This is a genomic window from Candidatus Hepatincolaceae symbiont of Strigamia maritima (assembly GCF_055505085.1).
This window is the reverse complement of the sequence record NZ_DBKDTU010000215.1, coordinates 1-15,713: the sequence shown is the minus strand read 5'-3', so window position 1 is coordinate 15,713 and position 15,713 is coordinate 1. Positions and strand designations below refer to the sequence as shown.

12 protein-coding genes are annotated in these 15,713 nt (G+C 30.4%); 4 read left to right on the top strand and 8 right to left on the bottom strand.

Going from position 1 to position 15,713, the window contains the following annotated elements:
- The first annotated feature begins 26 nt into the window (after positions 1-26).
- The 3 genes from trxB (at position 27) to uvrB (ending at position 4,103) form a co-directional block, all read left to right on the top strand.
- Positions 27-1,001 (top strand): thioredoxin-disulfide reductase, encoded by a 975-nt coding sequence (trxB, locus tag ACQCX0_RS05945; protein ID WP_462563255.1) that lies wholly within the window; start codon positions 27-29, stop codon positions 999-1,001.
- A gap of 23 nt (positions 1,002-1,024) precedes the next feature.
- Positions 1,025-1,930 (top strand): LysR family transcriptional regulator, encoded by a 906-nt coding sequence (locus ACQCX0_RS05940; RefSeq protein ID WP_462563254.1) that lies wholly within the window; start codon positions 1,025-1,027, stop codon positions 1,928-1,930.
- A 178-nt stretch (positions 1,931-2,108) separates the two neighbouring features.
- A complete protein-coding gene (uvrB, locus tag ACQCX0_RS05935) occupies positions 2,109-4,103 on the top strand; it encodes an excinuclease ABC subunit UvrB (RefSeq protein ID WP_462563253.1) in 1,995 nt (664 codons plus the stop codon).
- Between the two features lie 105 nt (positions 4,104-4,208).
- Here uvrB and ACQCX0_RS05930 read toward each other — a convergent pair whose 3' ends face one another.
- From ACQCX0_RS05930 to priA, 8 genes are all read right to left on the bottom strand, one after another.
- Positions 4,209-5,666, bottom strand: coding sequence for an SLC13 family permease (locus ACQCX0_RS05930; RefSeq protein ID WP_465029894.1), 1,458 nt, complete (start codon positions 5,664-5,666; stop codon positions 4,209-4,211).
- A 159-nt stretch (positions 5,667-5,825) separates the two neighbouring features.
- On the bottom strand, positions 5,826-6,668 hold the full coding sequence (locus tag ACQCX0_RS05925) for an FkbM family methyltransferase (RefSeq protein ID WP_462563251.1): 843 nt from the start codon (positions 6,666-6,668) through the stop codon (positions 5,826-5,828).
- 18 nt (positions 6,669-6,686) lie between these two features.
- Positions 6,687-7,103 (bottom strand): F0F1 ATP synthase subunit epsilon, encoded by a 417-nt coding sequence (locus ACQCX0_RS05920; RefSeq protein WP_462563250.1) that lies wholly within the window; start codon positions 7,101-7,103, stop codon positions 6,687-6,689.
- A gap of 11 nt (positions 7,104-7,114) precedes the next feature.
- On the bottom strand, positions 7,115-8,533 hold the full coding sequence (gene atpD / locus ACQCX0_RS05915) for a F0F1 ATP synthase subunit beta (protein WP_462563249.1): 1,419 nt from the start codon (positions 8,531-8,533) through the stop codon (positions 7,115-7,117).
- Between the two features lie 22 nt (positions 8,534-8,555).
- Positions 8,556-9,476 (bottom strand): ATP synthase F1 subunit gamma, encoded by a 921-nt coding sequence (atpG, locus tag ACQCX0_RS05910; protein WP_462563248.1) that lies wholly within the window; start codon positions 9,474-9,476, stop codon positions 8,556-8,558.
- A gap of 12 nt (positions 9,477-9,488) precedes the next feature.
- The gene (gene atpA / locus ACQCX0_RS05905; protein WP_462563247.1) at positions 9,489-11,030 is read right to left on the bottom strand and encodes a F0F1 ATP synthase subunit alpha; all 1,542 of its coding nucleotides are present in this window, start codon (positions 11,028-11,030) and stop codon (positions 9,489-9,491) included.
- Positions 11,027-11,584, bottom strand: coding sequence for an ATP synthase F1 subunit delta (gene atpH / locus ACQCX0_RS05900; protein ID WP_462563246.1), 558 nt, complete (start codon positions 11,582-11,584; stop codon positions 11,027-11,029). Before atpH ends, atpA begins: the two co-directional genes overlap by 4 nt.
- A gap of 68 nt (positions 11,585-11,652) precedes the next feature.
- Entirely contained in the window at positions 11,653-13,860 is a 2,208-nt protein-coding gene (gene priA, locus ACQCX0_RS05895; RefSeq protein WP_462563245.1) for a replication restart helicase PriA, read from the bottom strand.
- Positions 13,861-13,909: 49 nt separating this feature from the next.
- Between priA and ACQCX0_RS05890 the strand changes: the two genes are divergently transcribed.
- A complete protein-coding gene (locus tag ACQCX0_RS05890; protein WP_462563244.1) occupies positions 13,910-14,884 on the top strand; it encodes a tyrosine recombinase XerC in 975 nt (324 codons plus the stop codon).
- The last annotated feature ends 829 nt before the right edge of the window (positions 14,885-15,713 follow it).

Here is a 15,713-nt window from a genome sequence, read left to right as displayed (position 1 = left end):
AAATAAATGTTAAGATTTTTAATACAATGCAAATATATAATTCTAATAAAGTGCATAATCTGATAATTCTAGGTTCAGGTCCTGCTGGTTATACCGCTGCAATTTATGCAGCCCGTGCCTTATTAGAACCTCTATTAATTAGCGGGTTAGAAGTAGGAGGTCAACTCACTAAAACTCTTGATGTAGAAAATGTACCTGGTTTTAAGTCTATTTTGGGTCCTGTATTAATGCAAAATATGAAAGAACATGCTGAGCATTTTCAAACTATAATTATGCAGGATACTATAATTAATGTCAATTTAAATAAATTTCCTTTCCTACTAAAAGGGGAAAAAACAGAATATCACACAAAATCTTTAATAGTTGCTACAGGGTCTAGTACAAAATGGTTAGGAATTGAAGGAGAAGAATCTTATAAAGGTCTTGGAGTTTCCGCCTGTGCAACTTGTGATGGATTCTTTTATAAAAATCAGGTTGTAGCAGTAGTAGGTGGTGGAAATACTGCTGTAGAAGAAGCTCTTTATTTATCTACTCTAACTAAAACAGTATATTTAATTCATAGAAGAGATACACTACGTTCTGATGCAATTATGCAAGAAAAATTATTTTCTACCCCTAATATTATACCTTTGTGGAATACCAAAGTGGAAAAAATTTTAGGAAATACAAATTTAGAAGATATTAAGAAATTTCCTCACAAACAAGTACTCCTTGAGAAAATAGTACTAAGCAATACTCTAACTAATAAATCTTCTATTTTAGAGATATCAGGCTTATTTATAGCAATTGGGCATACCCCCAATACCACTTTTTTAAAAGGGCATTTAGAATTAGATACTGATGGTTATATAAAAACCCTAGATAATAGTGTTCATACCTCAGTTAATGGGGTTTTTGCAGCAGGTGATGTACAAGATAAAATTTATAAGCAAGCTGTAACTTCTATGGGTTCTGGGTGTATGGCCGCATTAGAAGCTAAAAGATTTTTGGATAATATTTAACTACAAGAGAATATATAAGTAATATGTTAAAAAATTGGGATAAATTAAGATTTTTTTATACAATTGCAAAAGAAAGTAATTTATCAAAAGCAGCTAGGGTTTTGAATATTTCTCAATCCTCTCTTAGTAGACATATAATTGCTCTAGAACAAAATTTAGAAATTAAATTATTTACCAGACATGCAAGAGGGCTTATTCTTACGGAACAAGGAGAAGCTTTATTTCATACGGTATCCAGTATCTACAATAATTTATCAGTTACTATTAGCAATATTCAAGTAGAAACTCAAATACCCAAAGGAGAATTAGTTATTACTACCACTGCAGAATTTGGCACTATTTATCTTATTCCTAAAATTAAATTATGGTCTGATTTATATCCACAATTAAAGATTAAGATCCTATTTTCTAATGCAGAACTGGATTTATCTAGAAGAGAAGCTGATGTTGCCTTTAGGATGTATAAACCAACCCAAGATGATTTAATAGCAACACCATTTTTATCTATTAATAGAGATCTTTATGCTTCTAAAGATTATCTTAAAGCGTACCCTAAAATAAGTAATTTGAAAGATTTAGAAAATCATAAGATTATAGCCACCGCAGAAAATCCCCGTAAGGGTGTTAGTACTGAATATATTGCTAATGAACGTTGGGTTTTATCTAATTATAATTTAAATAGATCTCCTTTAGAGCCTTTTTTAGAAATTAATTCCACTATAGGAATCTATCAGGCGGCAGTAAAGGGTTTAGGAATTGGTATTTTACCTAACTATGTAAGCCATAATTTCCCCTTTGATCTTGTGCATGTCTTACCACGGATTAGATTACCGGGTATTGCTTGTTATTTTGTATATCATAAAGATATGAACCAATCTACTAAAGTGAGAATGTTTAAAGACTTTATATATCAGGTGAAGGATACCTAAAGCTCATGCATTATTGTGATAACATAATTGTTAAAATAACTCTTGTATATACTATTAAACAAGGTATTATCGGTATATTAAAGTTTTACCTCCTTATAGCTAAAGTAACTAGTTTGCTTTGGCTCTTTTTTTGCCTCCGGTTGAATAAAACTTTAGTTTCAACAACTAAAAGTTTACTATGAATCATTTTTTTCAATTAGTTTCTAATTATCAACCTGCAGGAGGACAACCCAAAGCCATACAAGAACTTTTACATAGTATTAATGCTAATAATCGAGATCAGATTTTATTAGGAGTTACTGGTAGTGGCAAAACTTTTGTAATGGCGGAACTTATCCAAAAGTTAAATCGTCCTACCTTAATAATGGCACATAATAAAACTTTAGCAGCACAACTTTACGGTGAGATGAAAGCATTTTTTCCTCATAATGCCGTAGAATACTTTACTTCCTATTTTGATTATTATCAACCCGAAGCTTACGTACCAAGCTCAGATACTTACATTGATAAAGATTCAGTAGTAAATTCTAAATTAGAACAAATGAAATATTCTACTATGTATTCCTTATTAGAAAGACCTGATACAATAGTTGTTGCTTCGGTTTCTTCTATTTACGGGATTGGGGAAAAAAAGAATTACGAGGCTTCAAAGTTAGATCTTAAGGTTAATGATAATATCTCTATATCTGTTTTAGCAAAAGCTTTAGTGGATTTACAATACAATAGAAACGATATTGAATTTGATAGGTCAACCTTTAGAATTAGGGGCGATATTTTAGAAATACAACCAGCACATTTTGAAGATAAAGCCCTCAGAATATCTTTTTTCGGAGATGAAATAGAAAAAATAGATTTATTTGACCCTTTAACAGGTAGAAAACAAGTATCTTTAGCTTACTTCAGGTTGTATGCTAATTCTTTATTTGCTACACCTAAAGATATCATTAAGCAAGTTATTAGCAATGTTAGAGCAGAATTATATGAACAAATATCTTTTTTTAAGGAATCAAATAAATTGATAGAAGCTCAACGAATTGAAGAAAGAACTAATTTTGATATAGAGATGTTGGAAGCCACAGGTTCTTGTAAGGGAATTGAACATTACAGTAGATATTTAAGAGGTATGTTACCAAATGAACAACCCTCTACTTTATTTGATTATTTACCAAAAAATGCTTTACTAATTGTGGATGAAAGTCATGTTAGTCTACCTCAAATTCAAGGAATGTTTAAGGGAGATTTTTCACGAAAACAAAATTTAGTAAATTACGGCTTTAGGCTACCCTCATGCTTAGATAATAGACCACTTAAGTTTGAAGAATGGAATACAATTCGCCCTCAGACTATTTTTGTTTCTGCAACCCCGAGTGATTTTGAACTTAAACTCACTCAAGGAGTGGTTGTAGAACAATTAATTAGACCAACAGGTTTGTTAGATCCTATTTGTGAGATTAAACCAACCTCTACTCAAGTTGAAGATTTAATGCAAATAGCAAAAGAAATAATTCAAAAGAATCAAAAAATTTTAGCTCTCACATTAACAAAAAAAATGGCTGAACTCTTAACTACTTATCTGAATGAACACTCCCTTAAAGCCCGTTATATGCATTCAGATATTGATACGATGGAGCGCATAGAAATTATTAGAGATTTAAGAATAGGTAAATTTGATATACTCGTAGGAATTAATCTACTTAGGGAAGGGCTTGATATTCCTGAATGTTCCCTAGTAGCTATTTTAGATGCTGATAAAGAAGGGTTTTTAAGATCTAAAACTAGTCTTATTCAAACCATAGGGAGGGCTGCTAGAAATGCACAAGGGAGAGTTATTCTCTATGCGGATAAAGAAACCCCCTCTCTTAGAGCAGCCCTATTTGAAACTCAACGCAGAAGAGAAGTACAAGAGCAATATAATACTAAGCATAATATTATTCCAACTACAGTTACTTCTAGAATTGCTAATATTGATGAGCTTTATAATAAAGCCTATACTATTTTAAAAGAGAAGTCTAAGAATGATACCAAAACCTATTTTAGTAAAAAAGAGTTAATAACACTTAAAAATAAATTAGAAAAACAAATGCACGTAGCCACTGAAAATTTAAATTTTGAAGAAGCTATTAAAATTAGGGATAGTTTGAAACAAATTGAAGATGAATTATTAGAACTTTAATAAAAACTCCTACCCTCTTCTATATTTCTCTCTATACTATTAATTTTATCACTTGTATTTCATACGGTTGGTTTTGTGCTAAATAAATACACCTTTCTTAACCTCTTAAACTCCAACATACCTTAGCATGATATTAATTAAATAATAAGAAAGCACAGTTATTATTATAATAGCAACAACATTAATCGCCACCCCTTGCTTAACCATCTCTTTTAACTCAAAAGTATTAGTGGCATAAGCAATGGCATTAGGAGGAGTAGAAATAGGCATCATAAAAGCACAACTAGCCGCAATTGCAGCCGGTATTATTAAATATGCCACATGAATATTATCATTAGTATTTGCTACAGCCGCAAGAATGGGTAAAAACGTAGCCGCTGTTGCGGTATTACTATTAATTTCCGTTAAAAACAAAACTATAGCAGTAACTACTCCTATTAGTAAAAACAAAGAAATATTCTCGGTTTTAATAAAACTACCGAACCAGTAAGATAGTTTAGTTTCACTAATAGCTACCGATAATGCTAAACCACCACCAAAAAGTAATAACATACCCCAAGGTATATCCTTAGCTTTTTGCCAATCCATTACAAAAGTTTTATCTTTTAAAGAAACCGGAGTACTAAATAAAACAACTGAAGCTAGCAATGCAATTATAGTATCATTTAAAATAATATTTTTTTGAAATACTAATGATAACAAAGAACTTACCTGTTTTTGAAAAATCCAAGCCATAGCAGTACAGAAGAAAATTATAGCAACTAATAACTCTCCTTTCTGCATTTTCCCAAGTTCGGCACCGAATCTGGTCAGGACATCACTCCCTTGAAAAGCATCTTTTTCCATACCCCGCGATAACCAAAGCCAAGTAAGAAGTAACATTACTATAGCTATGGGTAATCCCACAATTAACCATGAAACAAAATTAATACTAATTCCATATTGCCCCTCTAGGAATCCTTTTAGAAAGATATTAGGTGTTGAACCAATTATAGTAGCAGTACCACCGATTGAAGAACCATAGGCTACACCTAATAATAGTGCTAAATTAAATTTTTTAGTAAAATTCTCAGGCATTCCCACACTGATTCCCCTTACAATAGCTAAAGCCAGCGGTATCATCATAATAGTAGTAGTAGTATTATTTACCCACATACTAATAAAAGCACAGGATACCATTACTCCCAGAATGAGGTTCTTGGGATTAATTCCAAATACAGAGATTATATTATAGGCAATTCTTTTATGTAGATTCTGTTTTTCAATTGCAGCACCTAAAATAAAACCCCCTAAAAATAAAAATACAATAGATGCAGAATAACTCGGTAATAATTTACCAATCGGCATAACACCGCTAATTGGTAAATAAACCAGTGGTAAGAGGGCTGTGGCTTCTAGGGGAATTATTTCTAAAATCCATAACAAAGCCATAGCAATCATTAAACATAAAACTATAAATGCAGGTGAGGTTAATCCAAAGGGCGGTGATATTAAACTTGGCATTAATAAAGTTAAAATGGCTGCAAAGAATCCTATTTTCCATTTTAAAGAATATGATATCATAAACATTTTTTACCTCCATTTTTGATTTATTAACAATTCAATCATTAGTAATTATTATACAAAATAACTATATAATATGTCAAGAATTTTCTAAAAAATCATGTTTATATTTATAACTTAATATAAATATAAAGTTTTTCTAATTACATAAAGGTTAGATTAAGCAAAATCTCTAGGTATCTTTCTCATTGACCTATATAAACGTTTTATCTTATTATAAAGTAGGTATCTAATATAAAAATTCTGACATTTATTTTCTTTAGGAACAGCTATGGCATCGTACGTCAAGCCATCTTTAAAGCTCTTTATTCTCTCTCCTGTAAGGTCATAAAGATTATAATTGATTAATTTAAAGAAATTCCAAAAATCTTGTTCTGTATAATTATACATCTGTGTTGCAAGATCTTTACCATGCTCAAAAATAATTAAAGGTCTGCCTTTTTGTATAGTTGCTTCAGCCCCCTTAAGAGCTTTAAAATCGCCACCTTCTAAATCAAGTTTTATAAATCTTACTTGTAATTTCTCTTCGTTAGGAATAATATTATCTATAGTATCCGCATCTATAATAATTTTTTCAACCTCTTGTTTATCACCATATATTTTACCAAGATCAGCTCTTTCTATTATGCCACTATATGCATCTCCATTTTTTACATGATGAAAAGCTGTAGTTCCTTTCTTATCAGATAAAGCTAAATTTTTTACAACTAACTTACTAACAAATAGCTCTGTACTCCCAGCAACAAGGGGAGAGGGGGAGAACTGCATTAACTTATTAGCTAGATTAGGTAAGGCTTCTATAGCATAAACTTTTTTATATAATTTCATTAAACGCCTAGTATGTGTTCCTACATTAGCCCCTCCATCTATAGCTATTTTATTATTATTACTATATTTTTTATATAGGTAGAACAGTACACTGTCGTTAAAACTTATAAATATACTAATATTGTTTCCCTTCTCAACAAAAAAACGTTTCTCTTCTTTTCTAATTTGAACCATAAATTACTCCTTTTGATTTTAATAAAAATTATCAGTATAAGTTGTTAATAAAAGTTGTTCTTTTTCTAAGCTTTGTGCATAGAAAATTTTACTAAAATCATCAAAGCCTTTTTCTGCTAGATTAGCTTCTGCTTGTTTTATTCGTTCCAGAATGGTCTCTTTATTTATTTTATTTAACAAAAGCAATTCACCTTCTATAATTACTGAGACAGTATTATCTTCAGCCTTAAATAAACCCCCATAAATAAAATAGCGCTCACTTACCTTATTATCTTTAAATAAATATAAAATACCGGCTTTTAGCATATATACAAGAATTCTTTCCCCACTAATTATACCAATATCTCCCATTAACCCCGGAACAACCAGCATGTTTACCTTCTCAGTTAATAATAAACCAAACTTTGAATATATTTTTAAAGCCATATTTTCCATTAGAATATTACCTATTTTTCTAAATTCTTAGATTTTGCCATAACATCAGCAATATTACCGCACATAAAAAAAGCCTCTTCAGAGATACTATCCATTTCTCCTTTACAAATAGACCTAAATCCTGCTATGGTATCCTCTAAACTCACTAATATACCAGGAATACCACTAAATACTTCTGCAACATGAAAAGGTTGTGAAAAGAATCTTTGAATTTTTCTAGCTCTTGATACCAATAATTTATCTTCATCTGATAATTCATCCATTCCTAAGATTGCAATAATATCTTGTAATTCTTTATATTTTTGTAGAATCTCCTGAACTTCTCTAGTTACATTATAATGTTCATCTCCTATAATTCTAGGATCTAACACCCGTGATGTAGAATCCAGAGGATCAACCGCTGGATAGATTCCCATAGCCGCAATATTTCTTGATAACACAGTAGTAGCATCTAAATGAGAAAAAGACGTAGCCGGAGCCGGGTCGGTTAAGTCATCAGCCGGTACATAAATAGCTTGTACGGAAGTGATAGAACCATTTACCGTTGAGGTAATTCTTTCTTGCAAAGCTCCCATTTCACTAGCTAAGGTAGGTTGATACCCCACTGCTGAGGGGATCCTTCCTAATAGGGCTGAAACCTCAGATCCTGCCTGAGTAAATCTAAAGATATTATCCACAAAAAATAAAATATCTTTGCCTTCAGTATCTCTAAAATGCTCTGCTACCGTTAAACCAGTTAAAGCTACTCTTGCTCTTGCACCAGGAGGTTCATTCATTTGTCCGTAAATTAGAGCACATCTTGATTTAGCAGGATCACCCTTAACTACCACCCCTGCCTCTATCATTTCATGGTATAAATCATTTCCTTCACGAGTTCGTTCTCCAACCCCTGTAAATATTGAATAACCTCCGTAAGATTTAGCAATATTATTAATTAATTCCATAATAATGACGGTTTTACCAACACCTGCTCCTCCAAAAAGACCTATTTTTCCACCCTTTAGGTAGGGAATCATTAAATCAATTACCTTAATACCGGTAATTAAAATTTCAGCTTTAGTAGATTGTTCTATGAATTCTGGAGCTTCCCTATGAATAGGTAATTTTAATTCAGTTTTAATGTCTCCTAATTCATCAACAGGATCACCTAATACATTCATTATTCTTCCTAAAACCTGCTCCCCTACCGGTACAGTAATAGGAACTCCTGTATCTATTACTTCTTCTCCTCTAGTTAATCCTTCTGTTGCATCCATTGCTAAAGTTCTAACCCGTCCTTCTCCTAAATGCAGTATCACTTCTAAAACTAATTTTGCTCCGTTGTTATTGGTTACTAAAGCATTATAAATTGCCGGTAATTGTTTAATATCTTTAAACTCAACATCGACTATTGCTCCCATTACCTGAGAAATTTTTCCTGTGATTTGCATTTTATTTTAGTCTCCTAATCATTTATAGAGCCTCAGCTCCTGATATAATTTCTATTAATTCTTTAGTTATAATAGCCTGTCTGTTCCTATTATATTCAAGAACTAATTGCTTTATTAATTCTTTAGCATTGTTATATGCTCCATCCATTGCTGCAACTCTTGCTGCTTGTTCTGAGAGAATACTCTCAATCATAATTTTATAAAGACTATGATTAATATATTGTTTAGTTAATGGTATAGCAACATCTTCTAAGTAAGACTCATCACTAAGTAACATTTTATCTGGTATTGTTATATCTTCTATATTAATAGGCAACATGATTTTAGTATTAACTTCTTGTTGCAGAGCATTAACAAATTTTGTATAAATTACTTCTATTTTAGCAATTTTTTTAGTGAGTAATAAATTAATTATATATTCAACTAAGAATTCTAACATTTCTGCAGTTAGTTTTTTTAAATCTAAGGGTATTTCTAAATTTAATATCTTATCATTAGTAAACAAACGATTTACAATGTTTGCTCCACGTTTACCTATGGGTAATATTAAGAAATCTTTTGTACTTGTATTAGCAATATTCGGTTGCATCTTAGTATTTACATTACTAGTTAGTTTATGGGTTATTTCTTTAATTTTTTTAATTACATTATTATTATAAGAACCGCATAAACCTCTATCTGAGGTAAAAATAATAAATAAAGTCGGTAATTCAGGTTCTTCTACAAAAAGATATGAATTATTACTAGTTTCTACAAACTTATGATACATAAAAAATAAATATTGAGAAATTTCTTTAGCTAAGTTGAAATATTCCTTAGTATTATTTCTTACGGTTTTTACATGTGCCAACCGAGCTGTTGAAATAGTTTTCATAGATTGAGTGATTTTCTCACTAGACTTAACATTATTAATTCTACTTCTAAGGTCTTTTAAATTAGCCATAATTTTTAACTTCTATACTTTATTCTCAATAATAAAATTATTAGTAAACTTTTTTAGAAACTCTTTAAGCAGTTCTATATTTTTCTGGCTTAAATCTTTGGTTTCTCTAATCTCTAACAATACATTTTGAACTTGAATTTTAGCTGCCTCTAGCAGTTCTTCTTCATATTTTAAAACATCCTTAAGACTAACCTCATCTAAAAAGCTATTTCCTAATGCAAATAGTGAGAGTACCATTTCTTCTAAGGTATAAGGGTTATATTGTTTTTGTTTTAAGAGCTCAGTCCACCTTTTACCACGTTCCAACAATTTTTTAGTAGAAGTATCAAGATCTGAAGCAAATTGACTAAACTTAGCTACTTCTCTATATTGTGCTAATTCTAGTTTTATTGCTCCGGTTACTTTTCTCATAGCTTTAGTTTGAGCTGCTCCTCCCACTCTACTTACAGAAATCCCTACATTTAGTGCCGGTCTTATTCCTTGAAAAAATAAATCTGTTTCTAAAAACATTTGTCCATCTGTAATAGAAATAACATTAGTAGGAATGTACGCAGAAACATCTCCTGCTAAAGTCTCAATTACCGGAATAGCCGTAAGAGACCCTCCACCATTTTCTTTACTAAGCTTAGCAGCTCTTTCTAATAATCTTGAGTGTAAATAAAAAACATCACCCGGATAAGCTTCCCGTCCCGGAGGACGACGCAATAGTAAAGATACTTGCCGATACGCTACAGCTTGTTTGGATAAATCATCATAAAAAATTACCGCATGCATAGCATTATCTCTAAAATATTCTCCGATACAACACCCTACATAAGGAGCTAAATACTGTACAGTAGCAGAATCTGAGGCTGTTGCTGCTATAATACAACTATATTCCATTGCACCGTACTCTTCTAAAGTTTTCACTAAATAGGCAATGTTAGAGCGTTTTTGTCCTATTGCTACATAAATACAAAACATTTTTTCAGAAGGATTTTTAGCAACATCATTAATATGTTTCTGATTAATAATAGAATCAATAATAACAGAAGATTTACCGGTTTGTCTGTCTCCGATTAAAAGTTCTCTCTGCCCTTTCCCAATAGGAATCAAACTATCAATTGCCTTAATTCCTGTTTGAAAAGGCTCTTTTACAGATTCTCTGGCAATAATTCCCGGAGCTTTAACCTCTACTTCTCTAATCTCTGTAACAGCAAGAGGACCTTTACCATCTATAGGTTGCCCTAATCCGTCTAATACTCTGCCTAAAACTTCTTTACCTACCGAAACTTTAAGTTTTTCTTTTAAACGTTTAACAGTATGCCCACTTTCTACAGTAACATCAGAACCTAAAAGAACCACACCGATACTATCTTCTTCTAAATTTAAACAAATACCCTTAATACCACTTTCAAATTCTACCATTTCCCCCAAGAAAGCCCGTTGTAACCCATAGACTGTGGCAATATTATCCCCCACACTAATTACTTTTCCAAATTCATTGAAATCAATATTACTATCAAAGGCTTTCAGTTGTTCTTTGATACTATTAGCAATATCTATTTTGCTCATTTTTTAGTTCCCTTCATCACCTTATTTAAGGAATTTATTTTAGTTTTTAAAGAATCATCAAATAACCATTCCCCTACTTTAACTACTATACCACCTAAAAACTCTTTATTAACTTGTTTTGTTATAAAAAATTTCTCACCAAACTCTTTTGTTAACACAATTTTTAACTCATCTTCCTGACTTTTTGTTAAATCAATAGCAGTAATAATTTCTATTTTTTTATAACCTTGATATTCAAAATAAACTTCCTGCCAATCTTTGATTAGACCTATCATCACTTCATTATAGTTATTTTTTATTACAATTTGAATGAGGTTAGTTAGTAAATTACTAAGGTTTAACTCTTGACATATTTTGAGAATCATCGATAGTTGTTGTTTTTTAGCAAAGGTTCTAAAAGCTATCCCTGAGAATCCCTCTGTAATTTCTGCTAAATATGTTTGTAAGCTAATAATTTCTTGGTCTATTTGTGTTAGCAGACCTTGTTCTTTTGCTAAATCCAAAAAGGGCGTTGCAAATTTTATTATTTGGTGTTTCTTCTCTAAACTCAACATTTTGATATAATTTTTTTTACATAACTTTAATTATTATTATCATAAATCATAAAAAATAACAACTTTATTTAGTAAAAGCTTATGGGGTCTACATCGATTTGAAGCTTAATAATACTTGGTGTTTTTACTGATGCTAACCACTCTCTTACTATATTCTGTAAATTAAGATTTTTTTCAGCTTTTAGTAAAAATCTGCGACGATGTTTTCCTCTTAAGAATTCTATAATAGCCGGACTTGGTCCGAAAATATTTACTTTTTTATCTATTGGGGCAATTTTTTTTAAATAAACACAAAATTCATCTAATAATTTATTATTATGTGAAGAAATAATTAAAGCAATTAAACGACTATACGGTGGCATTAATGCATTCTTACGGTTTAATAATTCTTCCTTTACAAAAAGTTCTCTATTCCCTGCTAATAAGGATTTTAAAATAATATTTTCTTGATTATAAGCCTGAATTATTACTTCACCTGCTAAATGTGAGCGTCCAGCCCGCCCGGCTACTTGATATAATATTTGCCAAAATCTCTCATTCCCTTTAAGTTCTGCACCTTGTAACCCTAGATCACCATCTATTACTCCAACTAAAGTTAAATTAGGAAAGTGATATCCTTTAGCTATCATTTGCGTTCCGATTAGGATATCTATTTCTCTATTTTCAACTTTTGTTACTAATTCTTGAGCCTTTTTATAAGAATTAATTATATCACTAGAAATTAACGCTATTCTAGCTTTAGGAAAATAATTAATTACTTCTTCATTAATTTTTTCAATACCAACCCCGCTTGCTATTAAACTATCCTTTTCCCCACAACTACTACAATCTTTAGTTAAAGGTATAGAGAATCCACAATAATGACAACAAAATAACTGCTTACTTTTATGTTCTACTAAATAAGTAGTACAATTACGGCAAGAAATACTCTCTCCGCAACTTCTACAAATATTTACAGAAGCGTATCCGCGTCTATTAATAAATAAGAGTGTTTGCTGTTGTTTTTCTAAAGTTTTAGTTATTTTTGTAAGTAATGTATTACTTAAATAATATCCTCTCTTAAGTTTTTCAGTGCTTAAATTAACAACCTTAAGTTTTGGCATGGTAACATTATTAAATCTATTCTCTAAAAGATTATAACGATACTTACCTAATTCTACATTATATAAACTCTCAATTGAAGGAGTAGCAGAACATAAAATAATAGGTATTTTAGAAATCTTTGCTCTAATAATAGCCATATCTCTAGCATTATATAAAACTTTTTCCTCTTGTTTATAAGATTGTTCATGCTCTTCATCAATAATAATTAATCCTAAATTATTAAACGGTAGAAACAAAGCAGAACGAGTTCCTATTACTATTTGTACTTGATTATTAGCAACTACTAACCAAGTATTTTTTTTCTGCATAGCCTTAATATCAGAATGCCATATTTCGGGTTGCAGATTAAATCGTTCTTTAAATCTATTTAATATTTGAGAACTTAAGGCGATTTCCGGCAATAAAATTAATACTTGTTTGTGGTGTAAAAAAGCCTCAGCTACTGCTTCAAAATATACTTCTGTCTTACCAGAACCCGGAACACCATCTAATAAGTTTACTGAAAAGTCTGCTTGTTTTACAATTAAACGTAATTCTTGGGCAATTTTTTCCTGTATATTAGATAACTGTGGCTGGGTATAAGTTATAGAATTAGCTACTTTTGCAGTTTTATTATTTAGAATTATGTTGTGGGACTCTAAAAATTTAGGATCTAGAATTAGAATCTTATCCTTCAACATATTATTAATAATTGCCATACTAAATTTACTATTTTGTTTAAGAGTTTTTAATAATAAATTATTCTGAGATTCTATAAAAGAAATAATCTCCTGTCTTTTTACAGTTATTTTAAAATGATTAATATTAGTATTTATTGATACTATAAATTCTATTTGAGGTTCTTTAAAAATATCTTTAGTTAAGAGCATTTTAAGAACATTTCCGATAGAACTAAGATTATAAGTTGCAACCCATTTAATAAATTCTAACATCTCTAAAGATAAAGAAGGTAAATAACTAAGTTTTTTATTAATATTTTTAAGTTTAAATTCCTCAGTATTTATCCCCTTACCAAACACCAATCCTGGTATAGTTTTATTCCCAAAAGGAACTTCTACAAAATCACCTAACTTAATTTCTAAATTAATAGGCACTATATAACTATAGGGTTTATCTACATTTAATGGTAAAACCACAGAAACTACATTAACTCTATCTTTACTTTTTTCCATTTAAATATATAGTATAATTAATATTCTTTACTTGCAAATACATTAAACCATGAATAAGATTAATGCTAAAATTAATGAAAAAATTTTAAAACTACACCTTGAACCTTCTCTAAAAGAACAAGTATTAGCTTATTTAGCATATTTCTCACAACAAAAAAGGTCATCAATTAATACTCTTATAGCTTATAATAATGATTTAGCAGAGTTTTTAAATTTTATTAATCGACACTTTGGCTATACTATCGGGCTTAATGATTTAAACAAACTACGCACTGCAGATTTTAGAAGCTTCTTAGCTTTTTTAAATAAAGCAAACTTAAGCAAATTATCTATTAGTAGAAAATTTTCCGCAGTTAGATCTTTTTTTGTATATTTAGAAAAACATAATATTATTAATAATGATTATATCAAAGTAGTACAAATTCAAAAATTATCTAAAAAATTGCCTCGTCCCGTATCTGTTAATATGGCTTTTAAAGCTCTACAAATAGCCGGCTCAATATCTAGTATTCCTTGGGTTAACAAACGTAATCAGGCAGTAATAACTCTAATTTACGGTACCGGACTTAGGATTAGTGAGGCTTTAAATCTTAATATGCACGATATTGAAAGTATTAATCAAACAGGTATCATAAAAGTATTAGGGAAAGGAGCAAAATACAGATTAAGCCCATTATTACCTATTGTTATAACTTTATTAGAAGTATATTTAAAGAGTATTCCTTTTAAATATACTAAAGATTCACCGGTATTTTTTGGTGAACACGCTAAGGCATTAAATCCTGGTGTCTTACAAGCAATAATTCGAAAAATTAGACAAGAGCTTAATTTAGATATTTCTTTTACCCCACATGCATTACGTCATTCTTTTGCCACTCATCTCTTAAATGAAGGGGCAGATTTACGCTCTATCCAAGAACTTTTAGGACATAATTCCCTAGCAGCAACTCAGAGATATTTAGAAGTAAGCCGACTTAATTTGCAAAATGCACAAAACAATTTTCATCCAAGATCTAGAGTATAATTTATTAAAACTCATATCTAATAAATCACCCTATATTTTGTATGAATACTATTTCCTAAAAGATATTGATTTGAATACCTATTCCAAGAATTATTTCTGCTTCTTGTGAATAGCTTTCAACTGACACCCTCTCTAAGTTAGTATTTATATAAAAATCAGTATAATGCAACACCATAAGATTGAGATTTAACAGAATATACTTATTTAAAAAATAAGTTGCCTCTATACCAGCAGTAAAAGCTAGATTATCTATTTTTATACTTTGCTCTTCTTATATAATTCTCTCCGTGAAAGCATCATATTTGTCTACTTTTCTGCAAATTCCTCTCCCAATTCCTTTAAATATAGTAAGATCTTTATCTTTTATATAAATTGGATGTAAGCCTTCTATCTTAAAACCCTTTTCACAATAGGGATAAGTTATATTATCGAGATCTAATAAATTAAGTTTTCTAGGTAATTCCACCCCATCTGTTATGATAATATTCTTTACATCTTCAACTGTATCCTTAGTAGTAATATTATATTCACTGCTAACTTGTACATTATTAAAAATTTTATACATCCCTACTATTAAATTGACTTTAAGATTACTATCATTAGGGATATCTTTATCATAATAAATAGTATATTTGCCTTGTACTCCAAGACCATAACTATTATTACCAAAAACAAGCTTTGTTTTTTCTTCATAATTTTGTTGAGTTTGAAGTTTACTATTATTATATAAAGCTTCTATACCAATATTAAAAGTATTGCTTATTGCATAAAATCCTCCGATTCTTGCTTCGTAGATCGGAAGAGCGTCGTGTAGGGAAAGAGTGTAGAT